Raw genomic sequence first — 20240 nt, forward strand, 5'->3', positions numbered from 1 at the left:
CTATTTTAATCTGATAACTTTAAACTCACTTTGGTTTCCAGTCCTGTCTACGGCCGTAATCCCAATTTCTTCCATTTTCTTTTTCTTATCTCCAACTATATACTGAAGGCTATATGAATCCAGATCCCCCGAAAGGATCTTATAATCCCATTTTCCGCCTTCATACCTGAAATAAAGAACCCATTTAAAGACATCATCCGAATTAAGGTGATCCCAGTTTATTTGCAGTCGGTCATTATTTACTGAAGTTCGAACCTCCGGAGCCGCAGGTGCAGTATCATCAAGCCACGGACTCGCAGGCACCAAAGCTTTCTTTTTATAAGGACCCTGTTTTAGAGCAAGGGCAAGGGAATCATGTTTAACCAATGGACCGATACTCCAGTGAACCACTCCCTTACTTTCAGGCAGCATTCCACGTGATATCATAATCTGATTTATGGTTTCATCTATATTCTTATCGTCTCCACCGAGTCCCACATTAATGCCCGGCCATAAGTGACGATCTTTAGTGTTTTCTCGTTCCCACCAGCCAAGAAGCTCGGGAAAGCTCTGCCCTTCCTGATTAATCCTCCAGTATAACTGTGGAGTAAAGTAATCTATCCAGCCCTCATTAAGCCATAATTTCGCATCAGCATACAGCTTTTCGTACTGATCGTATCCGATTACCGATTGAGGATATCCCGGTCTCCAGATACCAAAAGGACTTAATCCAAATTTCACATGTGGTTTTTCGGCTTTGATCTCGTCGTACACCCGCTTGATAAATCGGTTTACATTGAAGCGGCGCCAGTCACCTCTCGAGAGTTCTCCACCATTATCTTTGTAGGCATTCCAGCTATCATTATCGGGGAAATCCTTTCCGTTATTATATGAATCATACGGATAGAAATAATCATCAAAATGAACCCCGTCTATATCATATCTTTTGACCAGATCCATTACTACTGCTGCTGAATGGTCCTGAGTTCCCTGCTTGGCGGGGTCTAACCACCACATCCCGTTTTCAAGTTCCAGGGCAAGCTCAGGTTTTCTTTTTATTATTGAACTCTCGCTGATCTCCTTTCCGGTTGTGTGGTGCGCGCGATAAGGATTGAGCCATACGTGCAATTCGAGACCGCGATTATGGGCCGCTTCTATCCAGAATTTAAGTGGATCATAATAAGGTTCAGGCGCTTTTCCCTGTTTTCCTGTTAAAAAATAAGACCAGGGTTCCAGTTCGCTATCATACAGAGCATCTGTTTGGGGTCTCACCTGAAATATCACCGCATTAAAATTATTTTCCTGAAGAAAATCTAAAAGTTTAAGAGCTTCTCGCTGCTGTTCACTGGTAGAAAGACCAGGTTTGCTGGGCCAGTTAATATTGGCCACCGTAGCCACCCATGCCGCCCTGAACTCGTAGATGTCCAGCGGATAGGAAATGCTAATTGCATTTTTAGTAACCTCAGCCCGTTCTTTTGATATCAGAACATCATCCTCGGGAACTTCAGGGATTTCTTCTTCATTTTCAACCTCATTACTAATTTCTTCAACTTTCTGAGTTTCTTCTTTTGTAGTGACAATGGGTTGGGTAGTCTTGCAACCAACCATTAATAAAACAAAAAGACCTAACTTAATTTTTAATTTATTCATCAATATGAACTCAAGATTATTTATTATGTTCGATTATCACTTCATCAATTATATCAAGAAGGCCATCCGTATTATCTCCTGATAATTGCCAGAACATTATACCACCCAAATTATGGTCTAATGCATACTTTGTTTTACTGGTAATGGAAGATGAATCATCGTAGGTTGCGAAAAGTTTTTCTGATGCATTGTAAAGATATGGGGCCTGAGCTACTGAATCATAAAAATATTCAAATCCGGAATGATTTTTTTTATAGGCCTCAATATCCTTATAAAGGATGGATTCTTTAAACTTACCTACCTGATAAAGGCCGTTCATGGAATCATTTACCTCTTCCCAAACTCTTGCATAAAAAGCAGCTCCCAGTACCATTTTTTCTTTTGGAACACCTAAAGAATCAAGGTAATTAATAGTGAAATGGGCAGAGTTCTTTTGATATTCGTTAGGATATAATGAGGTATGATGTCCGGTAGTTGAACTTCCTCCATTAAACATATCGTAAGTCATTAAATTCACATGGTCTACTAAGGGCATAACCTCGGCCCAATCCACAGATTTTTCAAGGTAATCTTTAAAGCTTCCGGCGGCGAAACTTATTACAGCTTCAGGACCTAGAACATTTCGGAGATCCTGGATTAATAAGGTAAAGTTTTCCCGATCTTCAGGTTTAAAAGCGTGGCCCTCATAACCGCGAATTGCAGGATATTCCCAATCCAAATCTATTCCCTGGGCATCATATTTTTCCATGATATTTTTTACCGACTTAGCAAAGTCCATCCTTCCACTTTCAGTTGAAAAAACATCAGAACAGGTTTCACAGCCACCCCAGCCACCAAGTGAGATAAGAACTTCCAGTTCAGGATTAATTTTCTTTAACCCAACAAGGTATTCAAGATGAACAGCATCCTCAGGAGAAACTTGCAGTTTAGTCCCCTTAAGATGAAGAAAACTATAGATGATCTGGTCCAGTTGCTTAATACTTCCTGTGTCTATCTTTTTATTTGAACCTGGCCAGTAACCTATAACCTTGAAGTCATCCTTTGTAGATGGAGTTTGATTATTTGCTTTCTTTCCGGAGACCCCGCTAAGACAAGAACTAAAAAGTGTGATCATGCATAGTAATAGAAAAACATTTCTCATTTTGATCAATTATTAGTGGATAATTAAGATATATTCAAATACAACGCAGCGACGTTTATTTTCACCCTTCAACAATAAAAAAAGGATCGCCAAAAAAATAAATCTGGCGATCCTTTCTACATTAGCCTTTTAAATTTAATTATTTGGTGCCCACCAGAGTTCAGTTCCCTGCTCATCAGGTCCCTGTATTTGAAGCGCAGCTTCAAGGTTAGCACCGTTGGTATTATATTCCTGGTTACCATACCTCATTCTTTGCGGATATTCACCATTTAAGGTACCGGCTGAATATATATCATAATCAGATACTCCGTTAGCTAGTTCTTTTGGATAGCCAGTATCACGAACGATAGCCCAGGCTTCGAAACCGTCAGTATAGGAGGCTAACCATCTCTGAATAGCAATCTTCTCGAGGTTCTCTTCCATAGTTCCATTTAACAAGGCCATATCTTCGTTAGCAAGGAAGTTATCTATTTCATCCTGACCCACATTCCAAATTTTCATGGCTTCAGCTATACCATTTTGATAATAGGTTTGAGCATCACCACTTCCGAGTCCTTTAACGATGGCTTCAGCCTGAAGGAAGTTACCTTCAGCAGCCGTCATCACCACTTCAGGGAAAATTGGCTCACCGGAATTCTTAGGGTTGACAACCCATTCAGCCGGAGCAGAGAAAAGTTCATATTTAACATGAGGATAAATGTCTCCGTTTAGCCTTGTTGGCTGACCAACATAATAAGGCTGTTCATCTGATACATTAATTTTAACCTGATCTGCTGAATCCTCACGGGTATAAGATACTCCCGCATTATCAAGTTCTCCAAGAATAAATGATACGTACTTATCAAATAAAGCAACGCCAGAACCTTCTGATGGTTTAGTAAATGTAACTTCGCCTCCTATGATAGGTTCTGCATAATGTGGAAGTCTTGGGTCGTTATTATCCCTGAGATAGTCTACCACCGTTTTTCCCACTTTCCATTTTGATCCACGACCACCGAAGTTATGCCATACATCTCCATATGCAGCATTAGCCCACTGGCTGATCTCAATATCTTTTGGTAGTAAGGCATTATCACCCTCGTCAGTTAGTAAAGGACTGGATAAAGCCTCATTAATTACCGCGTCCGCAAAACCAGCTCCGGTAGCGCCCTGAGCTCTTAAGGCCATTCTTAACTTAAGAGTATTGGCCATTTTCTTCCATTTCTGAAGATCCCCGTTAAAGAAAAGGTCATTGCCGGTTAAAAGCTCTACACCCGTTCCTGTTTCGGTTTGACTTCCAATGATCTCCATAGCCCGGTCCAGATCAGCTATCACCCCTTTATAGATCTCTTCCTGTGTATCAAATTTAGGAGTAATAATATCCGGATTAGAAGCTTCAGTATATGGAACCATACCAAATGTATCGGTATACATTTGATAATAAAGTCCTTTCATGATAAGTCCTATAGCATAGAAATTCTCATTTTCCAGATCTCCTCCTTCTTTTACAAAGTTCTGGTACACACTAAGTTTACTTACATAACTAGCCATCCAGTCATAAGCAGCATCAGTATATCCTCCACTATACGAGTAGGCCAGACCATCGTTCCACCAACATCCATTAAACCCAAAGGTAAACATACCGGCAAATCGATCGGCATGTATTAGCTGTGCTCTCCAGTATGGATAGCGATTAGGTGCATATAACTCGATCTGGATACCAGTTAGAAAGTATTTAGCACTTACCTCATCAGAGGTAAAGGCATCAGGTTTCGTATTGATTTCCTCAAAATCTGAACAACTCGATAATGAAAAAATCAACAGCAAAGTCGCACTAAAGATTTTCAATATTCCTTTCATAATTTTTTTCATTAAAATTTAATATTAACATTTACTCCCAGACTGCGTATGGTTGGCGCGTTGTTCAGTGAGATCCCCTGGCCGGAAAGACCTGTACCGATGGATGAATCAGGGTCAATGTCTTCAGCATCCTTATAAAGGAAGAAGAGGTTTCTTCCAATTAATCCGATAGAAGCTGCATTGAGTCCAATACTATCTGTAAAGTCTCCTGGGAATCTATAAGTTAATGCAAATTCTCTTAATCTCACATTGGTTTGGTCATAAATATAATTAGATGTAATACCTGAATAGCTACCCCAGTATTCCTGAGCGGTAATTGAAGCTGTATTAGGTTCTCCTGTTTCCTCGTTTATCGCGTCTACCACAATACCTTCTCCTCTATACTGAAGACTCCTTTCAGAAACCCCGGCAGCATCCAGGTATGAAGACGTAGCTGAATAAATTTCTCCTCCAAATCTTCCATCGATCAGGAATCTTAAATTCCAGTTTTTATAAGTCAGGTTATTCGTAAGACCACCAATCCAATCTGGCTGGGCGTTTCCTAGTTTTTCCCTTTCTCCAGCAGCTAATGGGAAACCTTCAGCATTTACTAAACGCTCTCCATTTTCATTAGTTTTCCAGGTAGAGCCGTAAATATCACCGATTCCGCCACCAACTTCAGCTCTAATAGAAAGCCCTCCAAGGGAGTTAAGTACTGTATAATCAAGACCCTCAATTAACTCAATAAGCTTATTCTCATTTTTAGAAAAATTAGCACTTATATCCCATCTGAAGTTTTCAGTTCTTACCGGTACACCTCCAATCATAACCTCTATACCCTGGTTCTGAACCTCACCAATATTTTCTTTAAATGTACTGTATCCTGTAGCAAAAGGCACCGGAACATTATAAATCATATCGGTTGTAGTAATGTCATAAAGCGAAAGTTCTCCATAAAGTCTATTCATGAACATATTGAATTCCAATCCAATTTCTGTAGAAGTAACACTTTCAGGTTTTAGGTTAGGATTCAATTTTACGCTAGGTCCTTCAAGAACAGTCAAACCAAGATAGCCATCCTGAGGAACACTAAATGTTTGATAAAGTTGATATACACCCGTGTCATTACCTACTTCTGCCCAACTCGCTCTTAGTTTAAGCAAGTTAAAAATATCTTTATCTGGGTCAATGAATCTATCTACCAATAAAGAGTAACTAACTGAAGGATAGAAATATGAACGATTATCTTCGCTTAAGGTAGAAGACCAGTCATTTCTTGCAGTCAGATCAAGATACATTAGATCATCATAAGAGAAGCTGAATGAACCGTAAAGAGAATTTATTTTCTTTACACCAAGAGGCGTATGGCTGCTTGACTGTACATTCGTATTATTCAGGAATGATCTGGATGGTAATCTAAACTGAGATCCGGAAACATTCATTGTCTCAAAAGTTCTTTTAGATAAACTTCCTCCAACATTGGCTACCAGGTTCAATTTATCTGTCAGATCCTTGTCTGCTGTAAAAAGAAAATCAGCATTTATTTCTGTGTTCTTTCTTGTACTTAAAGAAAGGCGTCCATCATAGAAAAAGTGATGTCCATAATCCTGGATGTAATCACTTCGAATGTTGGTTACGTCTCCCCCTACTCTTGCAAAAGCTGAGAGCCAGTCTGTAAACTCATAATTAAGCTTTGTGAAACCTAGAAAACGATCTCTTCTTTCATCATTGGTGTCTTCATTGAGCATCCAATATGGATTACCTATACTCTTATTCTGGCCAGCATAACTTATAGATCCATATTCGTCTTCAAACATTTGAGGATCGGCCCAAAGAGATGGCTTGTATTTTTTAAGATCATCTATACGCACATTTCTTGGCATTCTATATACATATGCAAGAACTCCTTCAGTACCCAGGTTTACCCTATTATTAAGTTCCTGAGTAAAATATGTGGCCTTACTATCCAAACTCATTTTATCTGAAAGATCCACAACTCCTCTAAGGTTAAAGTTGTGACTCTGAAGTTCTGAATTTGGTATTATTGATGTAGTTGCGTTATTAGTATAGGAAAATCTTAAACTGTAATCTTCACCACCTTTATCCATTGAAAGGGTGTTGATACTTTGAATTCCATTTTCAAAGAAATCTTCCACATTATTAGGCTGGGCAGTATAAGGTCTTTGCTCTCCTGTATAGTAAAGCTGTTCTGAACCATCAAGCCTTGATCCCCAGGATGATCCTCCAAAGTTAGCCAGGTCCGCATAAGGCGCACCATTAACACCCTGTCCGTATTCGTTTTGAAATTCCGGTAAAAACATAGGTTCTTCAATAGAGATGTTGGAATTTATTGAAATTCCTAATCCTCTACCTTTTGTACCTTTTTTGGTAGTTATTAATATTACCCCGCTTGCCGCTCTTGAACCATATAGGGCAGCAGCATTAGGTCCTTTAAGTACCGAAACCGATTCGATATCGGCAGGGTTAATATCGGTAATACCACCACCTGTTACAGTACTATTGTAAATACTACCTCCAGACTCGGTTCCTGATGCATCGATCGGAATACCATCAACAACAATTAATGCCTGGTTGTTTCCCGTAAGTGTGTTATTTCCACGAATGGTTATCCTTGAACCCGAACCTACACCACTAGACTGGTTTACTACAAGACCAGCAACCTTACCAACTAAGGAACTGGCAACATTATAGTTCTTAACAGTATTTACTTCTTCAGATTCCAGCTCAGTAACTGCATATCCTAAAGATTTCTTTTCTCTGGTTATTCCCAACGAGGTTACCACAACCTCATCAAGAGCCTGGGCATCAACAGAAAGTACTAAATCCAGTGTAGTTCTGCCTTCTAATGCAATTTCCTGTGTCCCGTATCCTAGCATTGAGAATACAAGTACAGCATCTGCCGGTGCGGTAATAGAATAATTTCCGTCAAAGTCGGTAGCTACTCCATTACTAGTGCCTTTTTCAATAACTGTAACTCCCGGTAACGGCAGACCGCTTTCACCATCAGTAACTGTTCCTGTTACGGTTTGTTCCTGCGCGATAATGTTTTGATTGAATGATAAAAACATTAAACCAAACAGGATAAATAGTTTTTTACCCATAAGTGTTTTAATTTTTGGTTAGAATTTGATGAATAATACTTAATAATTTTAACATAAATAACTCAAAAAACATTTAGTTTTTAAAAAATTATTCACAAATGATTGATTTCGCTCTCAAGCTTAGCTTAAGCTCGAAAACGTTATAGCTAAAATAATAAGAACATTTAGAACTTAAACAAAAATTTGAATTATTTATACACTCTGCTTTAAGATAACTTTAAGAACATCCAAAAGGTAGAGGAATACTGAAGTTCTATGCTTATTATTGTCTCCCTAAAAAATCCATTAGAAGGAATTATTTGGACTTAAATTCCTTTATCGTCTTGAGATGATCACCGGAAAGTGCATTTCCATCAAAGAAGGATATCCCTTTTGCCCCATTATTCTTTGCCTGTTTTATAGCCTCCTCCAGCTCTTCAGCATCCATGGCAGGAACAAATACTCCGGTATGGAGTTGAGTGTCACGCACAACCAGATCCTTAACCCCTTGTTGCGTAGCAAAGCCTATCCAGTCTAATTCTTCATTATAAAAATTATGATAAATCATTGGTAATACAGCGTCAATTTTCCACTTATCCCAGCGCTGTCTCACCATATGATCTGCCATTTCAGGGTAAGGAAAAACAGCGGCAGTTAAATCCTTATTATTTGCATGGGCTATATCATATGCTTCATCCACTACCGCTTTGATCTTATTTAAGCGGAATTGTTTCCATTCCATATCCAAAGCCGGATTCTCAAAATCCCGGGGATTTTTATGATGAAGTTCCTCAAATTCATTTATACACACATCGCAATAGCAAAAATCGAATTCCGGTAATTCCTCCTCCTGTACAAGATCGTATTTAGGGAGTAAACCAATAGGAAGAAAAATATCGGGAAATCTGATATAATCAAGATGCACACTCTCTATACCATCTACTTTAGCCAATCTTTCTACCAGACTTAGAACATGATTTCTGGATTCTTCCCTGGTGGGACAAAGCCACTGGTAATAATCCACATATGGCCTTGTGTCAAAAGTAGATTTACCATCTCGGCTTACCACATACCAGTCAGGATGCTGAAGAGCAACGCTGTCCCCAGGACGGTTCATAGCCATTATCCAGGCATGGACTTCCAATCCAGCTTCCCTCGCCAATGGAGCAACCCGTGCAAGGAGATCAGGATCGGTATTGGTATTTATTAAAACTGCATCAATTCCATTCTCACCATATTTTTTAAATTCATGGACATAAGATGAATCCGCTCTTTTTTCATTAGCGGAGGTCCAAACCCAATACTTGAAATCATTTGTTTCCTTATTTTCCGAATTTTCTTTGTCTGCAACTGTATTTTCAGACTTATTTTCCATGCATGAAACAAATAGCATTAATGATAATAAATAGATAAATAGCTGGTTAGTTTTCATATGGTAGATTATTTAATTTTAATAAGGTCTCCGTCCTCCTTAATTAGATAGGTGTCTCCAGTAAACGGACTCTTTACAGAGATGTTCCATCCACTCAAATGATTTTCAATTTGAGGTTCAACCTCTTCACCTTCAATAAGGGTTCTTTTAGCTGAGATATCTTCTATTTTAGTCGCCCATTTTTTATGCTCGGCGTAAAAGGTCTTCTGTTTACGATATAAATTATAAAGAAGCCATTTTACTCTTTCATCTTTAGGAATACTGAAATCCATTCGTGTCCCAGGTTCCTTTTCAGAAAAATATACATATCCCCAATGTTCCGGCTCATGCATATTAATTACTCCCTGTGGAGACCAAACCCAATTATATTCGGGTAAGAATTTTCCGTTTTCATCTTTTTTTCTGGAGTATGTTCCGTTATCAAGTTGAAAATCCCAGTTTACCCTGGAAAAATTGATTCTCCAGAAATCACTTTTGGGAATCCTATTATGAGTATTAGCTTCAGCCATTACTTCCCATGGAATAGCTATTTCAACACTCCAGCCTTCATCAATATCTGTCGGGTCATTTAAGGAACCCTTGACATATACTGCCGACTTAAGTCCTTTAATATCCCAATTATCGATTATCGGTGCCCGCTCTCTGTATGGTTTAACTATGAAAAGGTCCCAAACCGTGTTGAGAGCATTCATTTCAAATTCCATATAGTTATGAGTGTCTCCATCGGGATCTATAAAGATTTCAAAATCGTTATTATAAAAAATGACTGTATCCCTCTGTTTTAAAGTACCCCAGACATGAGGTTCTTCCATTTTAGCGAAGAAATAAAGATATTTTTCATCCCAGACCATCTTAACGTTAGTCTTAAAACTGGGGGTCTTCTCTCCTTCGATATCGATAAAATCCTGACTGAAACCAACCTTTTCCCAGGCAGGATCATTACCAATCCCGTCCACTTTTATAGAATCAAAGGTTTGATAAGCAATATAGAGTCTGGGCTCTTTTAAATTTTGCGAAAATAAGTTAGAGCTCAAAAAACATATGATAACCAGGTTAAGCAGATTTTTCAAGGCAGATAATAGTATTTCAGTTAATTATAGTTTTACCACAAGAGTGATAAAATCTTCTATTTTTTATTATTGTAACTTTTCAACACATTCCTCACGCTTCCCTGCTCTTTCAATAATTTTTCGGCTTCTTCAGCTCCAATTCCAAGTTCTTCCATTATCATTCTGGTACCTCTGCCAACCAGTTTCTGATTGGAAAGCTGCATATCCACCATCTTGTTACCCTTTACACGGCCAAGTTTTATCATAACGGTTGTAGATATCATATTAAGGACCAGTTTTTGTGCGGTCCCGGCTTTCATCCTGGTACTCCCGGTAACAAACTCAGGACCCACCACCACTTCAATTGGATACTCTGAAGCTTCAGCAAGGGGGCTTTCAGAACTGCAGGTTATACATCCCGTGGTGATTCCATTTTTTCTGGCATCTTCTATTCCGCCAATAACATATGGAGTGGTGCCCGAAGCTGCAATACCTATAAGTACATCGTTTTTCCCTATCTCGTATTGCTGAAGATCCTTCCAGGCCTGTTGAGTATCATCTTCAGCATTCTCTACTGCTTTGCGGAGCGCATAATCCCCTCCGGCAATTAAACCTATCACCATATCATCACTAACCCCATAGGTAGGCGGACATTCCGAAGCATCCAGTACTCCCAGCCTTCCGCTGGTACCTGCGCCTATATAAAATAGTCGGCCACCCGCATCCATTTTAGGCACTATCACCTCAATGAGGCTTTCTATACTTGGCAAAACCTCTTCAATTCTTTCTGGAACAGTCTTGTCTTCTTTATTTATGTTCGCAAGTAGCTCTGAGATACTCATCTTTTCTAGATGATCATAATTAGAAGACTTCTCTGTATCCGGTCGCTTATTCTCCATTTTCAATTATCTGTTTTTTTGTTATTCGTTTTCAGGCATAAATCCTGAAAAAACACCTTCTCCTTCTTCTAAATTCCATTCAACATCCGGACTTTTGAAAAATTTCACGTCCAAATAATCAAGACGGTCACCGTGCTGACCCAATCTCTCCTTAAAGTTAGAGAAATCCTTGCTTTCCTGAGGCGTCCATCCTATCTCGGCCGTTGCAATGGTTCTGGGCCATAGTCGGTTATCAGCCATATCATCTGAAGTTATCAACTCACTCCAAATAGGTGCCTCCACTCCTATTACATTCGGATTATCAGGATTAAAATTATAAGCGTCATCCAAAGAAACTCCTCTTTCCTGACACCAGTTATTGGTCTTTTCCTGTCCCGGCACGTTTGCATGATCAAAGTAGAAATTAGTACAGATAGATTCTATAATCCTGACATCAACCACGCTTTCAGTCTTTCCATTCCAACGCTGACTAATAAAGTCAAGGTTTACGGGAGCCTGGGTAACCTCTTCCCATCCTATCGTCGTCTTTCCATTTTCACGAACTATAGAATCGGCTTTTACAACAAATTCCTCATACCTTTCATCGTCTATTTCATCTCCGCCAATATGAATATATTCACCGGTAGTGATCTCTGAAAGTTCGGCTATTATTTCTGAAACAAAATCATAAATCTCAGGTTTCTCAAGACATAACTTGCTCCAGCCTACCGTATATTCATGATACAATTGAGGCGGGGTCGCCAGTCTGGGTTCTAGGTTGCTAAATTCCTCACAGTTCAGTTCAGGATAAGCCATCAGAGCGGCGTATATATGACCTGGCATATCTATTTCGGGAATAATTGTAATATTCCGGGCTTTCGCGTATTCCTGAAGTTCTTTATACTCTTCCTGGGTAAGGAATCCCGAACGGCCATTCTTAACTGCGCTCTTTCCACCCAATTCGGTTAACTTTGGTTTACTTTTCATCTCAATTCTCCATCCCTGGTCATCTGTAAGATGGAGGTGCAGCTTGTTCAGTTTATAAAGCGCCATTCTATCCAGATGTTTTTTCAAATATTCAGGACCAAAGAAGCTTCGCGCAATATCGATCATGGAACCTCTCCATTCAAATCGGGGTGAATCTGTGATTTTTACCTGTGGCAGTTTAATTGGATCGTTTATCTGCCTCTTTTCAATTTCAGAAGGGAACATTTGCCTTAAGGTCTGAACCGCATAGAACAAACCTGTATCTGTAGCAGCTTTAAGAAATACTGTATTTTTTGTTATCTCTAGCTCATAACCTTCATTTCCTAGTTTATCTTGCAGATCTTCATTTAATTCCAGGGAAAAACCCATGCAATTCGATCCGGTCATTGAATAACTTTCCACATATGTATTAGAAAGTAATTGCTGTAGCCAGGCAGCCGATTGTTTTGCACCCTCATTATAGCAAATTACTGCCCTTTCCGGCAACTGGAAAGAACCTTCCTTCCATTTCACCTCGGTGGGCTGAGGAATAATTGCTGGTTTGGAAATTGTGTTTTTCTGTGCCGTGATCATTCCGGTAAAAAGAATGAAAAAAGCCAGGAGTTTTATTCTTTGAGTATTCATAATGTTTATAAATTTTATCTGATCTTATGACCTTTTGAGGCGAAGAACCATATATAAATATAACATGGAATTACTACTATATATGCCAATTTAGGATCCAGGGCATCTGCAAGCAATCCATAAAGAAGAGGTATCACAGCTCCACCGGAAAGTGCCATAATAAGAAATGAGGATCCAATTTTGGTGAATCTTCCCAAACCTTCAATGGCAAGTGGCCAGATTGCCGGGAATACCAGCGCATTGGCAAGACCTAACAAAGAAACGCAAAGAACAGATATCCCGCCATCGGTAAATATAGCGGCCACACCTAAAACGATTCCTAAAATTCCGGAGATTTTTAAGGCCTTTTCCTGTGAAATATACTTTGGAATGGTAACAATACCTATCAGATACCCCACTATCATTGCTCCAAGGGTAATTGTGGTAAAGAACTTAGCGGTGGCAAACTCAATATCCTGAGCCGCTCCATAACTAATAACGGTATCGCCAGCAATCACCTCAACCCCTACATAAAGGAACATGGCCAGTGTGCCCAGAAGCAAATGCGGAAATTCCAACACACTCTTCTTATCTTTATTCGCTGCCGCTACAGTTTCGTCTTCAGAATCGGTTTCGATCTCAGGCAATGCCGAGTAATAGATAAGTATCGCCAGTCCTATAAGCACTACTGTCATAATAATATAGGGCGTTATCACTCTTGCCGAAAGTTCGTCAAGTTCCTGGGCCTTTTGAGCCACGCTTAGTGTGTCCAGTCTTTCTACAAGCTCATCAGCATCCTTTAAGGCGATCGCCCCAAGTACGATTGGAGCAATAGCTCCTGCCACCTTGTTACAGATACCCATGATACTGATACGTTTGGCTGCACTTTCAATAGGACCTAAAATAGTGATATACGGGTTTGCAGCAGTCTGCAAAATAGCTAACCCGGTTCCCTGCACGAATAATCCAAAAAGGAAAAGGAGATAGGTCCTGCTCATCGCAGCCGGGATAAATATGATTGTTCCTACGGCCATAACAAGCAATCCAACAGACATTCCATTCTTAAAACCCGTAAGTTTTAAAACCCTGGAACTCGGGATCGCCATAACCAGGTACGAAATATAAAAGGCGAATGCCACAAGATAGGATTCAAAATTGTTAAGCTCACAGGCAATTTTTAAATAAGGAATCAGTACCGAATTGAGCCAGGTTACAAATCCGAAGATAAAGAACAGAATCCCTATGATCACGATAGACCGGCTAGTGCTTTTTGATGTGGCAGCCATAATAATATTTGGTTTTACTTAAATCTAATATTAGAGAAAGATGTAAATTTAGTATTGTTATCTTTCAATAATAAATCTTATTTACAAAAGAAAGAAACTTTTTTATAACGTTTTCGAACTTAATTAATTTTTTTAAATAAATACTGATATTTATTTAATTTTTTATTCAAAGTTGCTTTTACACAACTTCACTAATCTTTCTTTTATAGAGGATTAAATAAACTATATTTGTATCCTTAAATTCGCCTGAAACCAGCAGGAAAATTTATTCAAATTTTGGAGATGAAGAATATTCGGAACTTTTGCATTATAGCCCATATTGATCATGGAAAAAGTACGTTGGCTGACCGACTGCTTGATTATACCGGTTCTGTAACCGAAAGAGAGAAGCAGGAGCAACTCCTGGACAGTATGGACCTGGAACGGGAAAGGGGGATTACCATTAAGAGTCATGCCATTCAAATGGATTATGTTCACGATGGTGAACCCTACATACTAAATCTTATTGATACTCCCGGTCACGTAGATTTCTCCTACGAGGTTTCACGCTCCATCGCTGCCTGCGAAGGTGCTCTGCTTGTTGTTGATGCCGCACAAAGCATACAGGCACAAACCATTTCTAATCTTTACCTGGCTCTGGAAAATGACCTTGAGATCATTCCGGTTCTAAATAAAGTGGATTTACCCAGTGCGAATCCCGAAGAAGTTACAGATGATATTGTAGATCTTTTAGGCTGTGATCCATCTGAAGTGATTCCGGCAAGTGCTAAAACAGGGCTTGGGATAAAAGAGATACTCGATGCAATCATTAACCGCATCCCCGCCCCTAGCGGGAAGGTTGATGCGCCATTAAGAGCATTGATATTTGATTCTGTTTATAATCCGTTTAGAGGAGTTGAAACATTTTTCAGGGTTATCAACGGAACCATTAAGAAAGGACAGCATATTAAATTCGTGAACACCGATAAAAATTATTATGCTGACGAAGTTGGAACATTAAAACTTAAACAACTTCCAAAGAAGGAAATAACAACCGGAGATGTAGGTTACCTCATCACCGGAATAAAGGATGCCCGGGAGGTGAAGGTTGGTGATACCATCACTGGCGCCGATAATCCTACTACCGAGGCCGTCGCCGGTTTTGAAGATGTAAAACCTATGGTTTTTGCAGGAATCTATCCCGTAGATACTGAAGATTATGAAGAGCTTAGAGCATCGATGGAAAAGCTTCAGCTAAACGATGCTTCGCTGGTGTTCACACCTGAAAGTTCCGCCGCTCTTGGTTTTGGTTTTCGTTGCGGATTCCTCGGAATGCTGCATCTGGAGATCATTCAGGAAAGACTGGAACGTGAATTCGATATGACCGTTATCACTACGGTACCCAACGTATCTTATCATGCATATACCAATAAAAATCCTGATGATGTTATACTTGTTAATAACCCATCAGATTTACCGGAGCCTTCAACTTTAAACAGGGTAGAAGAACCATATATCAAAGCCTCTATAATCACTAAAGCCGATTATGTTGGAAATGTAATGTCTCTGTGTATAGAAAAAAGAGGGGAGATCACCAACCAGACCTATCTCACTACTGAAAGAGTTGAACTTTCATTTGACATGCCACTTGCTGAGATCGTTTTTGATTTCTACGATCGATTGAAGACCGTTTCCAGAGGTTATGCTTCCTTCGACTATGCTCCTATAGGAATGCGCACTTCTAAACTTGTGAAAGTAGATGTTCTTCTGAATGCAAATAAGGTTGATGCACTTTCTGCTCTTTTACATGTTGATAATGCCTACGATATTGGAAAGAAAATGTGTGAAAAACTAAAAGAGCTTATTCCTAGACAGCAATTCGACATTCCGATCCAGGCAGCCATTGGAGCCAAGATCATCGCCAGAGAGACAGTAAAAGCGCTTAGAAAGGATGTTACCGCCAAATGTTACGGGGGAGATATCTCACGTAAAAGAAAGCTTTTGGAAAAACAGAAAAAAGGTAAAAAGCGTATGCGTCAGGTAGGAAATGTTGAAATTCCTCAGGAAGCGTTTATGGCGGTTCTTAAGCTTAATGATTAGATTTAGTCTGTAGACAGTAGACTTTAGTCGATAGTTAGTAGTTTTTCAGTCCGACATTTAACTTAATTAACTAGGTATTTTTTCAATGCAGTTAGCATCTTAGATAATTCTGTCAAATCATTTCGGAATTTTTGATGGTCATTTTCATCAATATATTTCTGTCTAAATGCAATTTCATTACATACCACAGATTCTTTTACAGAATTCATAGCGATCTGAAGATAGCGTTTAAATTCAGAATTTGAACTACCAGCTCCTTCAGCTCTATTTAAGGCTATGGAAGTTGAAGCTCTTCTAAATTGCGAAGTGAGTCCATATATTTCGTCCCGCGGAAATCTCTTGGTTTTCAAATAGACATTATCAATTAAAATCAGAGATTTTTGATATACCTATAGTTCTTCAAATTTAAAATTCCCCATTCTTTTTAAATCAGTTCTTAAAATCAACAAAGTATTGATAATCAATGTAATTAATCCTTATTTTTTGCCCATAAAACATTTTTTTAAATTTGTTACTTCATTTTTTAAAAATGAAAAGAAAACTATCGACTACAAACTAAAGATTACAGACTAACAATGGCCGGGCATAGTAAATGGGCAAATATTAAGCATAGAAAAGGAGCTCAGGATAAAAAGAGAGCAAAACAATTTACAAGAGCGATCAAAGAGATCACTGTCGCGGTTAAGGAAGGCGGCGGAGCCGATCCCAATGCAAATCCTGCCCTTAGAAATGCCATCCAGAATGCCAAGGGTGTCAATATGCCCAAAGATACCATTGAAAGGGCAGTGAAAAAGGCCAGTGGGGCTGATGCCGATAACTATGAGACGGTTACCTTTGAAGGCTACGGCCCTAACGGCATAGCTATCTTTGTTGAATGTACCACAGATAATACCAACCGTACGGTAGCTTCAGTAAGATCAATATTTTCCAAAAATGGCGGAAATCTTGGTACAAACGGTTCCCTTGAATTTCTTTTTGACAAAAAAGGGGTTTTCGTCATTGAAAAGGAAAAAATTGAAATGAACCTGGAAGAGTTTGAACTGGAACTTATTGAAGGCGGCGCTACCCGAATAGAAAAGGATCAGGAATTAATCACGGTCTATACCGAATTTACCGATTTCGGACTAATGTCTTCAAAACTGGAAGAACTTAAGATAGAACCGAAAAATTCAGAAGTGCAAAGAATTCCATTAAATACAGTGGAATTGCCCGTGGAGGATGCGAAAAAGATCCTGGATCTGGTCGAGAAATTCGAAGACGATGAAGACGTCCAAAACGTTTATCATAACCTCGAAATTACCGACGAACTGATAGCGAGGATGGAAGAGGAGTAGTCTTAATCTGCCTCTATATTTTCCTCGATATTCTCTTTTTCTTCACTGTCTCCAGGCTCCATCTGCTTACCAAGATAAACCAACAGGTACCCTTCTTCGATCTCCACCTCCATACTATTGGACGGTATGATGCTTAGTTCTCCCTCGTTGTTCTTAACGAAGAGAGGAATAATATCGGGGTCCGTCTTACTTATCTCGATAAGGCCTTCGTAGTGTTCCTTTGAATTAAGCTTCATTTCATGAATAGTTGGATATTTCCTGGCAAGATTGGTAAGCTTAATATAATCGTCTGTCTGGGAGAACAAACCTTCCTTGGGATTATTCTCAGGATCGTACATCTCGTCCGGAGACACCACCCTGAAAGAACCATTTTCACCAAAATGTTTACGGAACTTTTCAATAGCGTTCAGGTTGACTTCTGTATTTCCCGTCATAGCCATCAAATAACCCACATCGCTTAATTCAATATTATTGATAAGATCATCAGAATAAACATTTTCCTGAATCGCTTCAAGGCCTAATTCCTTTGCTTTTTTCACATTGGATCCGTTGCTATCAACCAGAACCACGTGCCTGTTATTTTGCTTTAGATATGAAGCGATAAGTCGCGAAATAGTAGACGCACCTATGATAAGAATTCCCTGAGAATTCTTCAGAAATACTCCTACCAGCTGCGCAAAATATCTTGCTGTGGTTGCATTCAGCAGAACCGTACCAAGAACGATCATAAATACCAGAGGAGTGATATATTCGGCACCTTCAACACCCTGATTGGCCAGCTCCAGACCAAACAGGGAAGCAATACCTGCAGCCACTATACCACGAGGTCCTACCCAGCTAATGAATAATTTTTCATTCGTCTTTAAAGAAGAACCTATACTACTTATAAATACACCAAGAGGGCGAACAACAAAAACCACCGCTGCAAAGAGTATGATGGCATTCACATTATAGACCAGTAAAAGATCTTCGATATTGATATTTGCGGCCAGTAAAATGAATAAAATTGAGATAAGGAGAACGCTGAGGGATTCCTTAAAATAAAGTAACTCTTTTAGGTTGGGAAGGTTGATATTTCCCATTACCATTCCCATCACTACCACCGCTAGTAATCCGCTTTCGTGAGCAAAAAAATCAGCCAGTACAAAAACTCCCAACACGGTAGCCAGCGTTAGCACATTCAGCAAATAATGAGGTATAACGTTTTTCTTTATGGCAAAGGCCAGAGCATGAGCGAAAGTAAAACCAAACGTAAAACCGAATAGAACAATCTTACCGAATTCCATCAGGGCTGTTTCAGTGAACTGGCTTCCCGAGCCTGCACTAATAAACTCAAACATGAGAACCGCAACCAGTGCCCCAATGGGATCAATAAGTATCCCTTCCCACTTCAGAATTGCCGAGATATCCTTCTTCAGAGGAATGTTTCTAAGAATAGGCGTAATTACGGTCGGACCCGTTACGATCACCAAAGCGGCAAATAAAAATGAGATCTGCCAGCTTAGATCGAAAATGAAGTGAGCCGCTATTCCGGCACCTATAAAAGTTACTATAACCGCAATGGTTATTAATTTAACTATCACAGGCCCTACATTCAGAATTTCTCCTTTTCTTAGGGTGAGACCGCCTTCAAACAGAATGATCCCGATGGCAAGTGAAACGAAATAGAACAAACTATTTCCCGGAAACAAACCGGAAGTACCATCCCATATTGGCTCAATAAGTTTTGAACCATCCGGAGTAAAAAGAGTTGCGATAGGTCCCACGGCCAGACCTATGAGGATCAAAGGCAGGATAGCCGGGATCTTAAATCTCCATGCAAGCCATTGCGCAAGTATCCCTAAAATTATTATTCCTGCTAATTCGATCATATCTCTAAGCTTTGTTATAAAAGCTAAAAATATTAAAAATGTTTTATTCTGAAAGCTTATCTCATAAGCCTGCTAAATAAAAAATATCCTGTTAAATCAAATGAAAATAATTCAAATTGGTATGGAGATTTTCTATTTTGCAGGGAATTTTTTAAAAAATTTATAATGAATCTTTATCCTGTTGAAGCCGGAAACTTCAAACTGGATGGAGGTGCAATGTTTGGCGTTGTACCTAAAAGCCTGTGGCACAGGACCAATCCAGCCGATTCCAATAATATGATAGATATCGCTGCGCGATGCTTACTCATTGAAGATGGAGATAAACTCATCCTGATAGATACCGGAATGGGAGATAAGCAAAGTGAAAAATTCTTCAGCTATTATTATCCATGGGGTGATCACAGTATTGATAAATCCCTTCGAAAACACGGTTTTCATCGTGATGATATCACTGATGTCTTTATGACCCACCTCCATTTTGACCATTGTGGTGGAAGTATTCAGTGGAATAAGGACCGTACCGGTTATGAGCCTGCCTTTAAGAACGCCCGCTTCTGGAGTAATGAGGATCATTGGAAATGGGCAACCCAGCCAAATTACCGAGAAAAAGCCTCTTTTTTAAAGGAGAACATCCTTCCAATGGAAGAGAGCGGCCAACTTCATTTTATGGACAGAGCTGAAAATGAAAGCTTTTCAGAAAACAAAGACCTGGGTTTTGGCGTATTATTTGTAGATGGACATACCGATAAACAAATGATTCCACATATAGATTACAAAGGAAAAAAGCTGGTATTCATGGCAGATTTATTGCCAACTGCTGGGCACATTCCCCTGGCTTACGTCATGGGCTACGATACCAGACCTTTAATCACCCTCTCAGAAAAAAAGAAATTCCTGGAGACCGCAGCTAACGAAAATTATTACCTCTTTTTGGAGCATGATGCTCATAATGAAATTATCACTCTTAAAAATACCGAAAAAGGAGTAAGACTTGACAAAACCTATAAGTTTAATGAAGTATTTAATTAATTA

Annotated in this window: 13 protein-coding genes and 1 pseudogene; 3 read left to right on the forward strand and 11 right to left on the reverse strand. The window is 39.3% G+C overall.

From position 1 onward, the window contains the following. The 9 genes from EZJ28_RS15000 to EZJ28_RS15040 all read right to left on the reverse strand — a co-directional run bounded on the left by EZJ28_RS15000 (nt 1) and on the right by EZJ28_RS15040 (nt 13924). A complete protein-coding gene (locus EZJ28_RS15000) occupies nt 1-1629 on the reverse strand; it encodes a glycoside hydrolase family 10 protein (RefSeq protein ID WP_207388474.1) in 1629 nt (542 codons plus the stop codon). A gap of 16 nt (nt 1630-1645) precedes the next feature. After that, nucleotides 1646-2770: a glycoside hydrolase family 18 protein gene (locus EZJ28_RS15005; protein WP_207388475.1), complete on the reverse strand. Its 1125-nt coding sequence runs from the start codon at nt 2768-2770 to the stop codon at nt 1646-1648. 135 nt (nt 2771-2905) lie between these two features. Next, the gene (locus EZJ28_RS15010) at nt 2906-4609 is read right to left on the reverse strand and encodes a SusD/RagB family nutrient-binding outer membrane lipoprotein (protein WP_131399354.1); all 1704 of its coding nucleotides are present in this window, start codon (nt 4607-4609) and stop codon (nt 2906-2908) included. Nucleotides 4610-4620: 11 nt separating this feature from the next. Continuing rightward, nucleotides 4621-7710: a SusC/RagA family TonB-linked outer membrane protein gene (locus EZJ28_RS15015; RefSeq protein WP_242670139.1), complete on the reverse strand. Its 3090-nt coding sequence runs from the start codon at nt 7708-7710 to the stop codon at nt 4621-4623. Nucleotides 7711-8005: 295 nt separating this feature from the next. Next, nucleotides 8006-9121, reverse strand: coding sequence for a putative glycoside hydrolase (locus tag EZJ28_RS15020; protein WP_131399356.1), 1116 nt, complete (start codon nt 9119-9121; stop codon nt 8006-8008). Between the two features lie 8 nt (nt 9122-9129). Then, nucleotides 9130-10155 carry a carbohydrate-binding family 9-like protein gene (locus tag EZJ28_RS15025; protein ID WP_242670141.1) on the reverse strand — a complete coding sequence of 342 codons (1026 nt, stop codon included), beginning with the start codon at nt 10153-10155 and terminating at the stop codon, nt 9130-9132. Between the two features lie 92 nt (nt 10156-10247). After that, on the reverse strand, nt 10248-11069 hold the full coding sequence (gene murQ / locus EZJ28_RS15030) for an N-acetylmuramic acid 6-phosphate etherase (RefSeq protein WP_131399360.1): 822 nt from the start codon (nt 11067-11069) through the stop codon (nt 10248-10250). A 21-nt stretch (nt 11070-11090) separates the two neighbouring features. Beyond that, nucleotides 11091-12659, reverse strand: coding sequence for a beta-N-acetylhexosaminidase (locus tag EZJ28_RS15035; protein WP_131399362.1), 1569 nt, complete (start codon nt 12657-12659; stop codon nt 11091-11093). A gap of 14 nt (nt 12660-12673) precedes the next feature. Then, nucleotides 12674-13924 (reverse strand): sugar MFS transporter, encoded by a 1251-nt coding sequence (locus tag EZJ28_RS15040; RefSeq protein WP_131399364.1) that lies wholly within the window; start codon nt 13922-13924, stop codon nt 12674-12676. Between the two features lie 282 nt (nt 13925-14206). On the opposite strand from EZJ28_RS15040, the gene lepA reads away from it, so the two are divergent. Then, complete coding sequence (gene lepA / locus EZJ28_RS15045; RefSeq protein WP_131399366.1) at nt 14207-16003, forward strand: translation elongation factor 4; 1797 nt, start codon at nt 14207-14209, stop codon at nt 16001-16003. Nucleotides 16004-16065: 62 nt separating this feature from the next. On the opposite strand, the pseudogene EZJ28_RS15050 reads toward lepA, so the two are convergent. Further along, a pseudogene (locus tag EZJ28_RS15050) lies at nt 16066-16380 on the reverse strand (four helix bundle protein); the annotation flags it as partial. Nucleotides 16381-16578: 198 nt separating this feature from the next. On the opposite strand from EZJ28_RS15050, the gene EZJ28_RS15055 reads away from it, so the two are divergent. Next, entirely contained in the window at nt 16579-17337 is a 759-nt protein-coding gene (locus tag EZJ28_RS15055) for a YebC/PmpR family DNA-binding transcriptional regulator (RefSeq protein ID WP_131399368.1), read from the forward strand. Between the two features lie 2 nt (nt 17338-17339). Here EZJ28_RS15055 and EZJ28_RS15060 read toward each other — a convergent pair whose 3' ends face one another. Then, nucleotides 17340-19208: a sodium:proton antiporter gene (locus EZJ28_RS15060; protein WP_131399370.1), complete on the reverse strand. Its 1869-nt coding sequence runs from the start codon at nt 19206-19208 to the stop codon at nt 17340-17342. 165 nt (nt 19209-19373) lie between these two features. Between EZJ28_RS15060 and EZJ28_RS15065 the strand changes: the two genes are divergently transcribed. Further along, nucleotides 19374-20237, forward strand: a complete 864-nt coding sequence (locus tag EZJ28_RS15065) for an MBL fold metallo-hydrolase (protein ID WP_131399372.1) — start codon at nt 19374-19376, stop codon at nt 20235-20237. The last annotated feature ends 3 nt before the right edge of the window (nt 20238-20240 follow it).

The sequence above is a fragment of the Gramella sp. KN1008 genome (assembly GCF_004332155.1).
In the GTDB taxonomy this organism is placed as follows: domain Bacteria; phylum Bacteroidota; class Bacteroidia; order Flavobacteriales; family Flavobacteriaceae; genus Christiangramia.